Source organism: Bradyrhizobium sp. Ses1 (assembly GCF_059512365.1).
Map to the genome: position 1 here is coordinate 1 of NZ_JCAMOQ010000071.1, position 15,629 is coordinate 15,629.

Annotated in this window: 19 protein-coding genes and 3 pseudogenes; 8 read left to right on the forward strand and 14 right to left on the reverse strand. The window is 60.6% G+C overall.

What is annotated here, in order from left to right; all coding sequences use genetic code 11:
* Nucleotides 1-74: 74 nt before the first annotated feature.
* A pseudogene (locus AC5ZG5_RS41730) lies at nt 75-873 on the reverse strand (adenylate/guanylate cyclase domain-containing protein); the annotation flags it as partial.
* Nucleotides 874-1,197: 324 nt separating this feature from the next.
* Here AC5ZG5_RS41730 and AC5ZG5_RS41735 point away from each other — a divergent pair.
* Nucleotides 1,198-1,707: a hypothetical protein gene (locus AC5ZG5_RS41735; RefSeq protein ID WP_456646562.1), complete on the forward strand. Its 510-nt coding sequence runs from the start codon at nt 1,198-1,200 to the stop codon at nt 1,705-1,707.
* Here AC5ZG5_RS41735 and AC5ZG5_RS41740 read toward each other — a convergent pair.
* On the reverse strand, nt 1,663-3,249 hold the full coding sequence (locus tag AC5ZG5_RS41740; protein ID WP_496165523.1) for an integrase catalytic domain-containing protein: 1,587 nt from the start codon (nt 3,247-3,249) through the stop codon (nt 1,663-1,665). The genes AC5ZG5_RS41735 and AC5ZG5_RS41740 overlap by 45 nt on opposite strands.
* Here AC5ZG5_RS41740 and AC5ZG5_RS41745 point away from each other — a divergent pair.
* The 3 genes and pseudogenes from AC5ZG5_RS41745 to AC5ZG5_RS41755 all read left to right on the forward strand — a co-directional run bounded on the left by AC5ZG5_RS41745 (nt 3,248) and on the right by AC5ZG5_RS41755 (nt 4,596).
* Nucleotides 3,248-3,865: an integrase core domain-containing protein gene (locus AC5ZG5_RS41745; protein ID WP_456646560.1), complete on the forward strand. Its 618-nt coding sequence runs from the start codon at nt 3,248-3,250 to the stop codon at nt 3,863-3,865. The genes AC5ZG5_RS41740 and AC5ZG5_RS41745 overlap by 2 nt on opposite strands.
* Before the next feature lie 35 nt (nt 3,866-3,900).
* Nucleotides 3,901-4,128, forward strand: a pseudogene (locus tag AC5ZG5_RS41750) (hypothetical protein); the annotation flags it as partial.
* A gap of 33 nt (nt 4,129-4,161) precedes the next feature.
* Complete coding sequence (locus tag AC5ZG5_RS41755; RefSeq protein ID WP_130229801.1) at nt 4,162-4,596, forward strand: hypothetical protein; 435 nt, start codon at nt 4,162-4,164, stop codon at nt 4,594-4,596.
* A 32-nt stretch (nt 4,597-4,628) separates the two neighbouring features.
* Here AC5ZG5_RS41755 and AC5ZG5_RS41760 read toward each other — a convergent pair whose 3' ends face one another.
* Entirely contained in the window at nt 4,629-4,853 is a 225-nt protein-coding gene (locus AC5ZG5_RS41760) for a DNA ligase-like domain-containing protein (protein ID WP_456646559.1), read from the reverse strand.
* Here AC5ZG5_RS41760 and AC5ZG5_RS41765 point away from each other — a divergent pair.
* Nucleotides 4,746-5,051, forward strand: a complete 306-nt coding sequence (locus AC5ZG5_RS41765; protein ID WP_456646564.1) for a hypothetical protein — start codon at nt 4,746-4,748, stop codon at nt 5,049-5,051. The genes AC5ZG5_RS41760 and AC5ZG5_RS41765 overlap by 108 nt on opposite strands.
* 120 nt (nt 5,052-5,171) lie before the next feature.
* On the opposite strand, the gene AC5ZG5_RS41770 is transcribed toward AC5ZG5_RS41765, so the two are convergent.
* Complete coding sequence (locus AC5ZG5_RS41770) at nt 5,172-5,399, reverse strand: hypothetical protein (protein WP_130229800.1); 228 nt, start codon at nt 5,397-5,399, stop codon at nt 5,172-5,174.
* A 257-nt stretch (nt 5,400-5,656) separates the two neighbouring features.
* On the opposite strand from AC5ZG5_RS41770, the gene AC5ZG5_RS41775 reads away from it, so the two are divergent.
* A complete protein-coding gene (locus AC5ZG5_RS41775; RefSeq protein ID WP_456646558.1) occupies nt 5,657-7,051 on the forward strand; it encodes a carbohydrate porin in 1,395 nt (464 codons plus the stop codon).
* Nucleotides 7,052-7,451: 400 nt separating this feature from the next.
* Here AC5ZG5_RS41775 and AC5ZG5_RS41780 read toward each other — a convergent pair whose 3' ends face one another.
* From AC5ZG5_RS41780 to AC5ZG5_RS41800, 5 genes and pseudogenes are all read right to left on the reverse strand, one after another.
* Complete coding sequence (locus AC5ZG5_RS41780) at nt 7,452-7,745, reverse strand: glycosyltransferase family protein (RefSeq protein ID WP_456646557.1); 294 nt, start codon at nt 7,743-7,745, stop codon at nt 7,452-7,454.
* 259 nt (nt 7,746-8,004) lie between these two features.
* Nucleotides 8,005-8,364 (reverse strand): PRC-barrel domain-containing protein, encoded by a 360-nt coding sequence (locus AC5ZG5_RS41785; RefSeq protein WP_130229797.1) that lies wholly within the window; start codon nt 8,362-8,364, stop codon nt 8,005-8,007.
* Nucleotides 8,365-8,838: 474 nt separating this feature from the next.
* Nucleotides 8,839-9,288 carry a hypothetical protein gene (locus tag AC5ZG5_RS41790; protein WP_456646563.1) on the reverse strand — a complete coding sequence of 150 codons (450 nt, stop codon included), beginning with the start codon at nt 9,286-9,288 and terminating at the stop codon, nt 8,839-8,841.
* Nucleotides 9,280-9,594: pseudogene (locus tag AC5ZG5_RS41795) on the reverse strand (MTH938/NDUFAF3 family protein); the annotation flags it as partial. The gene AC5ZG5_RS41790 and the pseudogene AC5ZG5_RS41795, both read right to left, overlap by 9 nt.
* A gap of 90 nt (nt 9,595-9,684) precedes the next feature.
* Complete coding sequence (locus AC5ZG5_RS41800; protein WP_456646556.1) at nt 9,685-10,521, reverse strand: hypothetical protein; 837 nt, start codon at nt 10,519-10,521, stop codon at nt 9,685-9,687.
* A gap of 641 nt (nt 10,522-11,162) precedes the next feature.
* Here AC5ZG5_RS41800 and AC5ZG5_RS41805 point away from each other — a divergent pair.
* The gene (locus AC5ZG5_RS41805) at nt 11,163-12,017 is read left to right on the forward strand and encodes a PhnA-like protein (protein WP_456646555.1); all 855 of its coding nucleotides are present in this window, start codon (nt 11,163-11,165) and stop codon (nt 12,015-12,017) included.
* A 1,070-nt stretch (nt 12,018-13,087) separates the two neighbouring features.
* On the forward strand, nt 13,088-13,429 hold the full coding sequence (locus tag AC5ZG5_RS41810) for a hypothetical protein (RefSeq protein ID WP_456646554.1): 342 nt from the start codon (nt 13,088-13,090) through the stop codon (nt 13,427-13,429).
* Here AC5ZG5_RS41810 and AC5ZG5_RS41815 read toward each other — a convergent pair.
* The 5 genes from AC5ZG5_RS41815 to AC5ZG5_RS41835 form a co-directional block, all read right to left on the reverse strand.
* Complete coding sequence (locus tag AC5ZG5_RS41815; RefSeq protein WP_496138730.1) at nt 13,380-13,763, reverse strand: H-NS family nucleoid-associated regulatory protein; 384 nt, start codon at nt 13,761-13,763, stop codon at nt 13,380-13,382. The two genes, AC5ZG5_RS41810 and AC5ZG5_RS41815, sit on opposite strands and share 50 nt — an antisense overlap.
* 207 nt (nt 13,764-13,970) lie before the next feature.
* The gene (locus AC5ZG5_RS41820) at nt 13,971-14,180 is read right to left on the reverse strand and encodes a hypothetical protein (RefSeq protein ID WP_456646553.1); all 210 of its coding nucleotides are present in this window, start codon (nt 14,178-14,180) and stop codon (nt 13,971-13,973) included.
* A 287-nt stretch (nt 14,181-14,467) separates the two neighbouring features.
* Nucleotides 14,468-14,779, reverse strand: a complete 312-nt coding sequence (locus tag AC5ZG5_RS41825) for a hypothetical protein (RefSeq protein ID WP_130229793.1) — start codon at nt 14,777-14,779, stop codon at nt 14,468-14,470.
* A gap of 332 nt (nt 14,780-15,111) precedes the next feature.
* On the reverse strand, nt 15,112-15,240 hold the full coding sequence (locus AC5ZG5_RS41830; protein ID WP_496165524.1) for a hypothetical protein: 129 nt from the start codon (nt 15,238-15,240) through the stop codon (nt 15,112-15,114).
* A 60-nt stretch (nt 15,241-15,300) separates the two neighbouring features.
* Nucleotides 15,301-15,555 (reverse strand): filamentous hemagglutinin family protein, encoded by a 255-nt coding sequence (locus AC5ZG5_RS41835; RefSeq protein WP_456646552.1) that lies wholly within the window; start codon nt 15,553-15,555, stop codon nt 15,301-15,303.
* Between the last annotated feature and the right edge of the window lie 74 nt (nt 15,556-15,629).

Sequence of the window (15,629 nt, forward strand, 5' to 3'; positions counted from 1 at the left end):
ACTCGCCAGAAACTTCTTGGCTGCCGTCCACATCGCCGCAGTCGTCGCCTATTGGATCAATTGAGTCTGAACCCTAGGACGTAACTAACGTTTAACTCGCGACCGACCTGCTTCAGATCGACCGACTTGCCTTTATAGGGAAAGGCGGTGTGGCGGCCGATCACGAACGAGCCATTGATGCGCGACAAGTCCGTGGTAAGGGTCTCAGTGACGCCATCGACGAAGTAGTCCTGCTTGGTGTCTCCGCTGAGATTGGCGAATGGCAGCACAACGATGGAGAGATTCGGCGGTGAACGCTGGCCCTGCGTGGCTCGACGTGCGCAGCCGGCTATGTCCGTCCAGGACCGCGGCATAGGCTCGAACCGGAAGGGCAATGTTTTTGAACTTTTGCTCGCCCATATCGACGAACTCGACACCGACCTTGCCGCGGGTCTGCACGTAGGCAAAAGACGAGATACAGATGCCGCCAGGCTCTGCGATGCTCACAAGCCGTGCCGCGACATTTACGCAGTCACCAAAAACGTCATGCGGCTCGACAATCGCGTCGCCGACATTGATGCCGACACGGAAAGCAATACGCATGTCTTCCGCATCGGCAATTGTAAGTTCTTTGATGCGAGTCTGGAATTGCACAGCAGCTCGAACCGCTTGGACCGCGCTCGGAAATACTGCCAAGAATCCGTCGCCGGTGTTCTTCACAATGCGACCCCCGTGTCCGGATATCGCGGGCGTGACAGCATCGGCGAGTAGCACTGTCAGTTTGACATACGTTGCCTCCTCATCGTGGTGCATGAGCCGCGAGTAGCCGGCGACGTCGGCGGCCAATATCGCCGACAGACTACGCTTGACCCGGATGAGTCGGTCTTCCACCATGGCGCGCAACTCCGACCCACAGAATACTATGACGGATCGCGCGGCGGTACCAGTCGCGCTTTATCACACCCTGGCTCACGTCGGCTGTTGGCCCCAGACCTCTGGTGACATCTGCTATTGTGCCCTATCAGTGGCGCAGCGGACCTCACGCGCATCGTGATCTGCGGCGCCGGGCCTGTGAGTACACGCTCTCGTAACGTCATCGATCTGCAGCCAGCCGGTCCGTTGAACCGGAGGTTCATCAGACTCAGCGGAAATGATCGTTAGTGCAAAGTCCTATCGCGCCGCCAGCCCGCTGCAATCATCGCCTCACCGATCGCGCGCTTGACGAAGGCGTCGGCCTCTTCCTCAGTCATCTACTCCAATTCTCCGTCTGGGCCGATTCGAGAGCCAGCAGGGTTTTCGCCCTCAGGCCACGTCGGCGGAATCATCTTCTTCGTCAATGGCTCGAACGACGCGCTATCAACAGTTCTCAGAAATGTTCTCGGCGATCAAGTTACCGAACGAGATAGCCATAAGACCTTAGGCGAATATCGCGCGGAGCTCATCGCTACAGAACTCGCATCGGCCAAAGCGCGCGAAGCAGCCCTTCGGGTCGAGATCGCGCGACTGAAACTCGAATCGGCGAGTGCAGCCGACACGCAGGTTCAGATCGAGGGACTCAGACTCGCAGTCGACCTGGAACGCGAGGCCCGGCAACAGGCTGATTTGGCGGCGGCTGAGGCACAGGAACTCCTCGATGTCATTCGGCCTGCAATATTGACCCCCGTATTGCCTCATGTGAGGATGTTACTTTCGCTTGACGGACGTAGCGCTGACTGTCGGCCGGTCTGAGGTTGCGTCATTGCTCGCAGTCCCGGGATCACCAATGGTGGCCGGTGCCGTACCCCCGGCCATGCGCGGGATGATCACCTCGGTTGCGTTGCGTCTGAGTGATCGCAACAAGCGCTGCACGATGGTGTGCTGCGGCGGCCCGAACTGTTCGGGGCAGTGTTCGGCGAGGCGACCGAGGATGGCCAGCGCGGTCAGACGAGGTTCGGCCGCGAGCCAGCGCTCGATGTCGGCGAGGTGCGGATCGAGCATCGATGGCATTCTCATGCGCTTTTTGTATGGCTTGCGCATGCGCCGATGGATGATGCGCTGCTCCCCCAGATGCACCTCATTGCCGAGCCCCTTCGCGAACGCTGCCGCGTTCGTTGCCGGAGCCGGCGGACTGGTTGCTGCCGTGAGCTTGCCCGCGCGGGCGCCGACGCGCGTGCCGAGCTCCGTCTGGGCGTCCCTCATCTCGGCCAGCAGGGCCACGGGATCCAGCGTACGATAAAGCTCTCGAAGACGCCGTTTGACGCCTTTGCTCAACTTCGGATGCGCCAGTGCGCGCGCATAGGGCGTGGCCGGAACATGATAGCGCTTGATCACTTTCGCGCCCTCGCGTCGCTTGTCCTTCAGCTTGAAGGACGGCTGGAAGAAGTTGGTGTGCAGCCGCGATGCGGCATACAAGCGTTCCAGCACGCGCGTCGTCCCGACGCCATCGAAGCGACCGTATCCCACAAGTCGCCGGACGACCGCGCCATTCTTCTGCTCGACGAAAGCCTGATCGTTCTTCTTGTAGGCGCGCGAGCGTGTCACCTCGATCTTTTGCGTGCGACACCAGGGCACGACGACATCGTTCATAAACGCGCTGTCGTTGTCGAAGTCGGCGCCGCGAATGAGCCAGGGAAACAGGTTCTGTGCGCGCTCCATGGCTCGCACGACGAGGCCGCTCTCGCGCGTCACCAGCGGCATGCATTCGGTCCAACCAGTCGCGACGTCGACCATCGTCAATGTCTGAATGAACGAGCCAGCTACAGATGTGCCGCCATGAGCCACCATGTCGACCTCGCAGAACCCCGGCGGCGGATCGTGCCAGTCGTTGAACGTCCGGATCGGCACTTCACGCCGTACTGCCGAATAAAAGCCGACCCGCCGGCGCTTACCGCCGGCCGCGGCAATTTTGGTCTCGACCAGCAGGCGATCAATCGTGGCTGCGCTGACGCCGAGCACCAGCGCTCGATCCGCCTGGTCGAGCTGGAGCCGGCCATGCCGCTCCAGCGAAGGCAGCAACGTCGGAATCATTACCTTGAGCCGCTTGCCGCAGATCCGATCCGAGGCCTCCCACAGCGCCACCAGCGCATCCCTGATAGGGGCGCCATAGGTCGGCCTTCGCTGTCGCCGGGCCTCCGGCGAAATTGTAACATGGCTGGCAAGCGCCCGAACCGCGTGCTTGCGATGCCAGCCGGTCACCGCGCAAAGCTCGTCGAGTATGCGCCCCTTATCTGCCCGCCCTGCTGATCGATAGCGCTCTACCACCGCCGCCGTGAGCTCGCGCCGCGCACCCATGCTGATCCGTCCTGCCATCGGCGACACCGATCCGATTCGGTATCGCCGCCCCAACCCTGACGGTCAGTTCTCCGGTAACATTCTTGATGAGGCAATGCGGCTCAAATTTGCAAGCCGATTGACAACCATCGGTTTCGACCTGCTCTATGCATTTGTCATTGTTCGACTAGACCGCAGAGACCTCGTCTGGATCAACGTCACAGCAAATCCGACGGCGGAATGGGTTGCACGTCAAATCACAGAGGCATTTCCTTGGGATGAGGCTCCGCACTACCTCATCCGCGATCGCGACCGGATCTATGGCAGCGTCATCACGCGCCGATTGCGCGCCATGGGCATCCGGGACAAGCCTACCGCACCAGCCTCGCCTTGGCAGAATGGCTTTGCCGAACGGCTGATCGGATCGATCCGGCGTGAGTGTTTGGACCACGTCATTGTTTTGGGCGAGGCGCATCTGCGTCGGGTTCTGCAATCCTACGCCGACTATTACAATAACGTCAGAACGCATCGATCCTTGGACAAGGACGCGCCGATTTCTCGCCCGGTTCAGCGAACCGGTGCGATCAGTTCACGCCCCATCCTGGGCGGACTTCATCACCACTACGCCCGAGCTTAAGTTTTCGGTACACACAGCGCCTGGCGACATTTGGTATTCCCATCCAACAGCGCCGTCTCTCCGAGATCCCGCGACATGTTCTGCGCGTTAATTGCCAGCGCTGCGAACGAGTGGCCGAGATTCAGAAAGCAGACGCGGTCCGGCTCTTCGGTCAACATTCCGTTTGGAAAGACGTCGGACAGAAGCTCCTCGATCAAACGAGCCAGAATCGCAGCGGTCGCCACGAAGAGGACGGCTGCTGGCCTTCATTCGCAACGAATTGATGCTTCGCCTGCAGTGGCATTTGAGAACCTGTGATGGCTCCCAAGCATCATCCCACGCCCTTGTCAGGAGGCGACCGCAAGGCGCTCGCCAAGGAATTGGGGAAAGCTCGCGCGATGACCACAATTCTCGCCGCGCAGTCGGAGGCGACCCGCCACAAAGGCAACGCACTTATCCGTCAAGCGGACAAACTACTCTGCGAGAGCTGGAACGAACGGATGTGGGCCGACGGTGAGCCCATCGACCCGTCGCCGACCATCGATCAAGCGGTCAACGGCGGCTTCACTTGGCTTGAAATTGAATGCTCTCGCTGCAAGACCCGACGCGACGTCGATCTCGCCGCCCTTCCCCACCCGCCGACCACCTTCGTGCACGACCTGGCTAGACGAGCTTGCCGTCTTCATGGCGGCCCACATACATCGAGGCGATCTTCCGCGGGCTGGCCCCGAGCTTCTCGACGAACGCGATGATGGGGAACGTCTCTGTTTTCTTACACTTCAGCTTAATCCAGCTTTCTTGCCGCCCGGAACGGTAAGGAGCATCGACACGCTTCGCAACGAGACCTTCGAGCCCCATCTTGCAGCCGTTGCGGAAGATCTCGTCGCCGTCGGCCCTCAATATGCTCGACAAAAATGAACGTCTCGGGCGCTTCGCTCAGCAACTCCTGCAAAAGCCGTTTGCGATGGGAATAGGCTGCGTTCCGCAGGTCGTACCCGTCCAGATACAACAGATCAAACGCATGATAACGAATCCGATTGCTCTTCTGCGGCCCAAGCTCTCGGCGCAGTTGTTAGAAATCGGGAAGGCCTTGGTTTCCGCAGGCCCCGTCTGCTGCCCGGTTCGCTCCCTTATAAAAAAGCGGCCCGCGGGGATGACCGGGCGGGGCCGCTTCGCGATCGAGTCGTTGCTCGATCAGTGCATGTGAACCAACAAATATTCGGCGCCGCCGATCACGATGACGGCGGGAACGGCCCATAGCAGCAATACAGGCATCGTTCGTCCTCCTTGTTTTCCGACCGGCCCGAACGAGGGCCGCCGGATTCAATCACTGTTCGGTGCAGACCTTGGTGGTCTTCACGGCGGATTCGGCTTCCGTCTTGGTCTTGTAGACGCCGTCGCCCACGACCGTCGTGGTGGTCGTCGTCGGCTTGGTGTCGACCACGGTGCACTTCTTGGTCGTGGCATCGCGCACGATGTAGAACTCGGCGGCGCTCGCAGCCTGCGCACCGAGGACGAAAGCGGCGAGAGCGCCGCAGACGATCAGCCTATTCATCTCAGTCTCCTCCATTCTGGCCCCAACTACGAACGGAGGCGCCAAGACAAAGTTCCGGTTATTCCCGGCCTCCTGTCGTTGCAGAGCTACGGCTCGGTTCTCGCGCTGCCGCAAAATCACGGGGGTGGAAAAGCACCTTCCGCAGCTTTTCCCGGATCGAAGCGGAACAAGCTATGGCGCCCCCTCTTGAGTTTGCCGGTCGACCATGTCCCAATGCGACCGCCTTGCGGAGACCTCGGTATGCGGTTCGATTGAACATGGCCATTAAATGCCGGGCGCTGGCCATCCTCGTTGCAGGGCTCCTCGCAAGCGCTCACGCTTTCGCGCAGGAGGACAAGAAGACCGACGAAGACAAGCCCGCCGATCCGGACACCGGCGAGAGCACCGTCGAGGAAAAGACCCTTCAACTTCTGCCGAACCCGTTCCAAAAATATGGGATCAAGTTCGCCGCGACCTACATCGGCGAGACGCTCGGAAATGTCTCCGGCGGGCTGAAGCAGAGAGCGATCTACGAAGGCCGGCTGAACCTCGCGGTCGATGTCGACCTGCAGAAGCTCGCCGGCATCGACAAGCTGACCTTCCACGCCAACATGTTTCAGATTCACGGCGAGGGACTGTCGCGCAACTATCTCGACAATCTCTTCGTCATCAGCGGCATCGAAGCGTTACCGTCGACGCGGCTTTACGAAGCCTATTTCGAGAAGCAGTGGGGCGACAAAAAGGTCTCTCTGAAGTTCGGGCAGCTCGCCGCCGACAGCGAGTTCTTCAACACGAAATACACCGATGTCTTCACCAACGCCTCCATGGGTTGGCCGGCGATCACATCGCTCGACCTGCCCAGCGGCGGTCCGTCGCCGCCGTTGGCAGCAATGGGCACCCGGCTGCTGGTCAACATCACGGATCGGCTATCCGTCCTTGGAGGCATCTTCGACGGCAACCAGGCAGGTCCGGGGCCGGGCGACCCACAAGAACGCAACCGATATGGCGTCAACTTCCGGATCAACGATCCGCCTCTGCTGCTCGGGCAAATCCAATACGCCTGGAACAACAAGAAGGGCGATCCCAATCTGACGGGCCAGATCAAGTTCGGCGGTTGGCGTCACTTCGGGCCATTCTCCGATCTTCAACTCGCCAGCAACGGCGTTTCGCTTGCGTCGTCGACCAGCAGCGGTACTCCCCTCGTGTTGGCAGGAGATATCGGAGGATGGGCAGTCTTCGAGCAGCAGATCTATCGCGTGCCCAAGAGCGATGACCGGGGAATTGGCGTGTTCGTTCGCGTCTCGGGTGCTCCCGCCGACCGCAATCTGATCGATCTCTATGCCGACGCCGGAATCGAATTCATCGGCCTTAGCGACAAACGGCCGGACGACAAGTTCGGCATCGCGGCTGGTTACGCGCACGTCTCGAAGCGGGCTCAGGCCCTCGACGCCGACTACCGCGCACTTTTCGGTCCGGCGTGGCCCGTGCGCAGCTTCGAAGGATTGTTGACGGCGGTGTATCAGTATCAGCTAAGGGACGGCTGGACTCTCCAGCCCAAACTCCAATACATCATTCATCCGGGCGGCGGAGCGACGGACCCAGCGGGCCCGATGCCGGGCCGAGCGCTCAAGAACGCGGCAGTCTTCGGCCTGCGCACGACGCTCAAATTCTAGGCGGATCCCGACCGTTTGAGCCGGAACACGGACGACATCGCCAGGCTGCTCGCGGCCTTAGCGCACGTTTCTGCTTCGCTCCGGAGCCGCTCGGAGCGTCCCAGATCAAGCCGTCCTGCCGGGACTACAACGGGTACGCAACTCCTCAAGCTCGTCGGCCGAGAGATGAGGCGCTAAAGGCTTATTCATCCGTAGGCAACCAGTTCCAGTGAGGAACGTTCCTCAGGCTCTCTAGCAGGAGGTCGTCCCCGTCGGAGTTCAGCTTGCCAAGTCGGAACCTGCTGCGCCGTCATGAGCTACTTAGCTGGGCTGGGGAAAAAATCTTCTTCGCCCATTCCATATCTGGGGCCCAGCCGCGCGGGTTCGACCGCATGAGCGCCAGCGAGCTTGTCCGGCGCGATCAGTTAGATCGCCAAATCGCCTTGCTCAACGGGATCCCGGACCGGGTGAGCGCCGGCAGGTGCAGCCAGTCGATGTGCGCATGAACGCATCGAAGTCGCGGGCGCGACGCGAGACCACTTCGATCAAGTTCGATCAAGAGTATGCAGGCCGCGTTCGGGTCGACGCGCGGGCGCCCGAGGCGCAGGGCGCGCGGCCACAGCGCATGCAATTCTCCGCGCGTCCTGGAATCGCCGCTCGCGAACAGGGTCACCTCATGCCTGAGATTGACCAGCTCGTCGACCAGCCAGGCCACGAGCCTTCCGTGCCGCCGTAAAGTTGGGCGATCCGCATCGGTCTCCGGCCTCAGCTCTCCGCGACGCTGCGCGAGGTGGTGCATACCAGCAGAAGGCCGGCGACAATCGCGATCAGGACCGTTCCGACCGATACTCGGCATGTCCGTGCGCTCGCCCGCAACGCGCGAAAACCGTTCTCATGTGGCTTCGCAACCGATCGCGACAACGGTGACGCGGCGGCTTCGTTCCTGTGCGCGACGTGCGTGTCGGACCGCCTCGCTAGGCGACCGGCACCCCATAGTAGTCGTCGACCGAGCGCCTCGTTTGCGCGTCCCAACCCCAACTGCTCTCGTCAGCGTATTTTGGGGCGCCGCGGAGCTGATCCTGGGTGACGCCGGTGACATATCCGCCGAGGTTCGTGTCGTACTTCAGCGTTTGCCACGGCAGCGGGTAGTGATCGTCCCCGATGCCGAACAGGCCGCCGAAGCTGAGCACCGCGTAGGACACCTTGCCACCGACCTTGTCGATCATGACGCGCTCGATGTGCCCGACTTTCTGCCCGTCGGACCCGTACACGTTCGTGCCTTCGACCTTATCGCTTCCGATGAGACTGACGGTCTCCCGATCTTCCATGGCCATGTCGACCTCCTGGAGGTTGCTGTCTTCGGAGTCAACGGAAGCGACAGCGCATCCGTTCCTGAAGCGCGACAAGGTGATCCCACGCCGCCATTTCACGGCTCGCACCGCGGGAGGACGGTGTTGTGCTGCGCCACTGTGATCTTTGTCTAAGCCCTTGAACGCTGGTTGTCCTCTGTGGCGCCAGAAACTCCCCTGGCGATGGCCTAACCCTGCCCCGGTCTGCGCAGCGGCAGTTCCTCTGCAACCTCCTCTGATGCATCGCGCGACCGACCGCGAGCGCTGACCGCATCTTAGAAGCAGCGTTTGCCTCCCGAGAGACTTCCGATGCTTAGACACCCCTTGCGAAAATCCGATTTCCTTTCGGAGAAGTCAGGGATTTGAATTGAGGTACAGGTGGCGCCCACGTGCCTACGCCCGCTCGCCCGCGACGGCCCCGTTGGCTGCCCGTTCGTTCGAATTCACCAAAAACTTGGCTCAAAGAGCTCGGCTGCGGAGCAACTCTCGGTTTGGCGAAAACCTGTTGGCGACTTTTAATGCGCTGGGCTCGTCCGTCTCCAAGGCAACCTTTTGGGCAAGAATGACATCCCCCGCCGGCAGGCGGCCAAGCGGCATGAAACACAAACCGGTCTTTAGACGGCCCGCATCGTCGATCTCATAAACGTTCGGCGGAATTGTACCATAATAGATGCGGTATCGTTTTCCGCTGTCGCAACCGACAACCTCGAAACAGCCTGAGTCATCGAATTGCTCTCGTTGGTCTGGCGATAGCCGGTCCCGCATAAGCCGCAAGCCCCGCGCTTCGCTCGTATCTTCGGCTAGAACTTTCCGGTACAGTTTGCGCAGAGACTTGATGCGCGACCAAGCCTCCACTGGAGGGGACACGTGAAACAGCCCGATCCTCTTTGCGTGCGACTGGTTGAACATCCGGATCGCCTCGGCTGTGGGCTTCAACAAGACCTCGCAGCCCTTCCGTTCGAAATAGGCTTCGGCCTCCGGTGATAGGTGGACGACGTTGCCCATCTGACCCGAGCCAATGACGACCTGGTCGCATCCTTTCTCAAAGAGAAATTTCGCCTCGACCTTTGAAAGTACGTGCGAGCTACCATAAAACTTCTTTGATAACTTCTTCTTCCGCTTCACAACCTTGCCGGAAAGGCGAATGACCACGTCGTGCTCATACGTCTTTCCATTAATCGTAATCGCGCCAAATCTGGTGCTCTCAATTCTCATCGCGACCTCCTTCTAATCGGCTCCTCCCCCAACGCGCAGCGGTGAGGCGCCATAAAGTCTTTCCTCGAACCAAGTTTATGAAGCTTCTGACTACGTCCGCAACGGCCCTTGGATCGCGGTAGGGATGCCCGTTGCTGGGCACACCCCGCACAGATCCGGACAAGCCCGATTCGCGCATCCGGCTCTTACCTCGAGTGTTTCATGGCGAAGCCGCTGGTCGGGCCAGGGATGAAGGATGCGCGGCGCGGGAAGCCAGCTGGCGACCAGCTTCGTCATCCGGTCCCAGGTAAAGCCGTCTTTCTGGCCGCGCCGCCGAAGCGTGCGGCGCCAGACGTCGGCCACGTAATGCCCGAACGCTGAGGGCGCCCGACTATTTGTGGGCACGGCATAATAGGCGAAGTGGCCTGTAACGACTTGCCTCAACCAGTGTCCCTGAGACGGGATAGACTGGTGCATTCTTTGCCGCAGCTCTGCCTTGATTTCCCGCAGCTTCGCCCGCATGCGGTCGCGCCGGGTCTTCCGCTGTAATTGGAAGGCGCCCCGTCGAGATTTGCCGCAGATGAAGGTGAAGTCCAAGAACAAGGTCTCCGGTCTACCGACGCCGCGCTTCTTGCGCTCGGCTGCCGCGTGGTGGCCGAACTCAATCAAGCGGGTCTTGCCCGATGGAGCGACAGCAAGAATGCCCCGATCCTCAAAATTGCGCTCCAGTCCTGCCAGGTCCCCCGTCGACTCCCGCGGCTGTGTCGGCTGGCCCAGCTCGACGTCGCGATATGCGCCCACGATCTGCATGCGGCGCATTGTCGACCGCGGCATGCGAATGCGGTGGGTGTTCTGGCCGACGAAGTTCGCGAGCCGCTGAACGTTTTCCACAAACAACGCCCGCCATTCGGCCGGGTCAATCGACAGGGTCGCTGGTTTGTCAGTCATGCTGCCTCTTCCTCACTGGAATTGCTTTAACGGCTATGCGAGTGTCCAGACGACGATCCGAAGGACGGAAGGAAGCCCCGTCCCACGTGGGCCAACCGAAGTACTCGTCCCCGAGTGGTGCGGTGTCGGAGTTAAGTCGACGGCCTTAGCATTTGAGGGCGATGAACTCACGGCGCTGCACGGCACCCCTGCGGTAATTTGAGTGGCCCCGCTGAGCATCGCGCAAGGAGCGGGCTTCACCGTCCGGCTCAAGTAGGAACGAAAATGGTCGGCGATTGTCGACTATGGCTTCCGGTCGCAACCCCTCAGAGCCCGGCCGGAGGAAAACCTGCCCCAACCAGGTTGGCGGCCCCAGTGGCGAACTGGGGCCGTTTGAGCCAGCACATTTGCCCGCTCGACCTGAATGCGATCCGCGCGAAACCTGGATTTAGCAATGGAAACCCAGCGGCTGTGTCGGCTGGACGAAGCAGTAATGCCGCAAGTGTAGGAACATCGTTGGAAAGAGAAGGTTACGGACCTAAATTCAGATTTTTTAGAAGGCACTCCAAATGGCTTATTCCCCGGAAGTGGGTCGTCCAAGCGACCACCGAAATCCTCCCCAGGCGAGTGCAGTCGCTCCCGCCGACGAGGTCCGCACCATCATGCTGAATGAGATCTCTTGGGGCGCCGTCTTCGCCGGTGCCACGATTGCTCTTGTAGTGCAGATAATCCTGAACATGGTTGGCGTCGGCGTAGGCCTATCGACCATCGACGTCGCGGCCGGAGATACGCCGAGCGCCGGGTCACTTTCCATCGCGGCCGGTATCTGGTGGGTTCTATCCGGAATAATTGCGGCTGCAGTTGGAGGCTACATCGCTGGGCGGCTTTCAGGAAAGGCATCGCGATCGACAACTGCCTATCACGGGCTTATTGCATGGGCGGTTTCGACCCTCGTTGTCGTGTACCTGCTCTCATCGGCCGCCTCGGGTCTGATCGGCGGCGCCCTGAGCACGGCATCGTCGGCACTCGGAGGAGCTGGCAAAGCGGTCGGCGGGTCCGTTCAAACTGCGGTCCAGACCGCGGCGCCTTCCTTGAACAACGTGAGCGATCCCATGGCGACCATCGAGAACAAGGTTCGCAGCGCCTCGGGCGGCCAGGATCCCGCAGCGCTCCGAGAAGCCGCAGCAACAGCCGTTCGTGCGGCGCTGTCGGGAGACCCCGCACAACAGGCCGCTGCGACGGATAAGGCTGCTGATGCTCTGGCCAAGGCGCAGAATATTTCTCGCGATGAGGCGAAGGCTCAGGTTGCACAGTACCAACAGCAATACCGAGAAGCGATTGCCAAAGCCAAAATACAAGCAAAGCAGGCGGCGGATACAACAGCCAAGACGGTGTCGCGCGGTGCTCTGTTCGGTGCTTTGGCTCTTCTGCTTGGTGCTCTGGCCGCGTTTTTTGCAGGCCAAGTTGGTGCAGTAACGCCGACAGTGACGCGTGGATCAGCTCGGTCATTGACTTGAACTGGAATGTTTGCCGCTCCGCGCGTTAAAAGTCGGGAGCGGAGTATTTAGAAGGATCGCTGCCTATGCGAGCAACTGTTTTGATCATAGTCACCCTGGCAAGCGGCGCGGCGCTGCCTGCCTCGGCGCAACAGCAAACCGTGCCGAACCCCCAGATGCAGGAGGAGGCGGACAAGGGCGCTAAGACACGGCAATCGGGTGAGTCAGGTTACGTCGGCGAGCAGGAAAAGCCGGGAGGCTCTGCCCATGCTCCTGGACGATCTGGCGAAAGCAAAGCGCCTCCCACCACGAGCGGGGGAACGGGCGGCACTGCGAGCGAAAGACCCCCTAAGTAAAGGTGGGCAAAGACACCTGAGTTTGGTCAGACGTCGTAGAGCGCATTTGGCTCCGGCGGAGCTCCATCGCGTGGCCTTACTGCTCGGGACGACGACGAAGCTTCCTGATAATTTCCCGTAGATCGTCCGCGTACTCTTTGATGACACGGCGCCTCATCCAAGCGCGACGGCTTGGGCCCCGGCGCTTCCTGATCCGGTCGAAGCTCTTCTGGAGGCTGCCTCATGGCCTGACGGTCGGAGAAATCAAGTTGTGCCTTTTGATCCAGATCAAGGTAGCCGGTGTCTGCCAGGCCAGGCATCGTACAGCGGCTTTTACTTCGAGCGATCGGCAGCGGCGGGCACTCTTCCGCGACGATATGTGACAGCTTCGTCCATCGTCTCTCATCTCCATCACTCGCGCGGCAAAGTCGTTGGAGCGAGGAACGTTTGCTTGCATTTGTGGTTGCGGGGCAAATGGGGCATCCGCTTCGGAGTCTTGCGATGACCAATTTCGATGACGTCCTCGTCCAATGTCCGCGCTGTGGCGCCTGGCCGATGGTCGTGACCGGCTCGCAGGGGCCATGGACCAGTTCTGGCCTGACCTATAGATGCCCGCGTTGCCATGCTGAACGGAACTCGTCTCCAGACGACAGCCGGGTCCGGACCATAACTCCGCCGGAGTCGAAGCCCGTTCACCCGTGAGCCCGGTTGGACGTTCGCCGTCAATACGCATGTAATCTCGTGGCCGGTATAACGATGGCGCCACTTCCGAATACGTATCGGCCGAACTTCCGGCATCACCTGAAGGTTCACTCCTTTCGCATCTTCACGGTCATCGTCGCATGGCTGCTCATTGTCGCAGCCTTCTATGAGAAGCCAGAGTTGCTCACCAGCGCCCAACGCTTCCTGCAACGTGGCATAGAAGCCATCGGCGACGCGATCCCGCCGCCGTGGGGACCACGGATTGAGTTCGTCTTCCGAGAGATCGGCGGTTTGATCTGGCTTCAGATCACGATGTTTGTGCTTGTACTTCGAGTGGTGCTGTCGATTATCGCTGCGATGTGGCGATTTGGATTACGCCGAGAGCGCGGCCTCTAATCTCGGGAAATGCAGTAGCTGTCGCAGTGGAGCTCACGCGTTGGTCGCGACCATAGTCCTTCCCGCCGGGCGAGCGGGTCGCCTGTCCAGGAGATGGGGGACTGTTTCTTGCGGCGGCCGCGGCCCGCCCAACGTACCGCGCTTCGAGGAGGCGAAGTCCGCCCCTCCAACTCATATTCTGAAGTCGTCCATCCGCCGCGTGATTCCAACTGTTTGCCAGCCAGCGCGGGCACTTGCCCCGACCGGCAGGGGTCCCAGCCGGATCATCGGGATTTCGATATTTGGGAGCGGCTTGGGGATACGGTCGCCGCGGAAATAGGCCGTTTTGTTCGATTCAATCTGACGCACGATCCGTCGTCCAACATGCCTGTCGTGAGGCATCAGCCGAACCCACAATCTGGGGGACAGGCCTCCTACGCAGCCATTGGCCATTTTCTTCGAGATGAGGCAGCCGGGCCCGAGCACCGCCCTCTCCTCGAGTTGATCGGCGCGTTGATCCAAATTAATCGCACGCCGCTGCCAGTCGACTGATGCACGACAATCAGGCCGACCACTTCTCTTGTTCGCGGCGGGCTTCGTCCTCATTGAGGCGCTCGGCCACGTCATCAGCGATAGGTGAATCTTCAGTGTCCGCGATCGGCGTGCCGTCCTGCTTCTCGATCTTTTTGCCTTCGGCACTCACCGGAAAATCATTGGGCTTTAGCGGCTTCTTTGAAGTCGACATCGTGTCTTCCTCCTTCTGCGGCGACACAATAACACCCGCTCTACAAACGACCTAGCGAGGGCAGCCACGGGAATGCCCCTGCTGCTTCCCGGAACGAGTTTAGACCAGGCGTCATCAGTTCCCGCCCATATCAGCTTGGAGTATTTGCGCCGATGGCACGAAACGAGGAATCTCCACTGAATCGCCGATGATCGGCGGATTTATCTGGCGATCGCTCTCGCCGCAGACCGAAGCCAACCTCATCGCAAGTCGGGAGGCACACAGCATATGGCCTCAGCTCCGAGCAGGAGCCGAGGCTAGACGCTAGGCCGGAACTACTTCTTCATGACTCCTCCTGGCGATGCGGCATCGCCCTTACGATCGGGAGCCCCGGCCGGGCCGGCCCCTTGGGTGCTCGGCTCTTTGGCGGATGGAGCCGAGCTTTGCGCGGCGGGTCCGGTCCCGCTGTTCTTCATGTTCGCGCCGCCACCGGTCGTCGAGCCACTCATGGATTCTCCCGTGGTGGTTTTGCTCGCAGCCGGCCCGCCAGCTTGCGAGCTACCACCGGCGCTGCTGCCGGATTGAGCCATCGCCACGGTGGACGACAATGCAAATATTGCGGCTAAGCTGATCGTCTTGATCTTCATCGTTTCCTCACAGAGCTGCTGCACCCGCTGCGCCAACCGACACCACGATGATCCGTTCCTCTCGCCAATTGCAGTTGGCACGAAAGATCGCACCTCCAATTGAACAGCCTTTCCTTGTGGAGCTATTGAGCAACGTTCCAGCGTAGAAAGCCGGCGGCGATCGGCGCCAAAGCGCCATGTTCGGGATTTATCGACCCGCAACTTGCAGTCCCGGTCGATCGAGTCCCTGCCGAAACACGCTGGATCCATTAGCTCAAATTCGACGGTTATCGCGTACAATTGCACCTCAGCCTTGACGACGCGTCCTTCCCACGTAGATCTTTCCATATCACTCATTGTCCGGCGCGATTGCGCCGCTCGTTGTCGGTGTCACTTGAAGGCGACGAGCGCTGCGCGCGACTGGAGCGACGGTTGGGCGTTTCACCCTCCAGCGTTCCGCCGCCGCTCAGGAATTCGATCATGATGATCGAAGGACGATCGTTAGTGCTGGCGCGGCCGGCTGAGCCTTTGCGTCGCTGCGGTCATGTTATTGCCGGTGACCAATGCCGTGACCGGCGGCGCCTGCACGGTCGGAAGGCCGGTCGCGGAGCCCTGCACGTGGCGATATTCGCGGCATTGATGAGATTGACGTTGCCAGACACGCGAATGCCGGCTTCGCCCGCATCAATGATCCCGAGCGGCGCGATCAGGTCGATATCGCCCGGCGGTGCCTCGGGAATCGCCTTCAGGGCGGTGATACCCGCGCCCGAGCTCGGCACGTTCGGCGACAGCGTCACGGCCGGAGATGGACCCAGCCGTGACAACACAAAAGCCCCAGCAGCAAAAGCTGGCGACGCGCTGCTTTAGTATA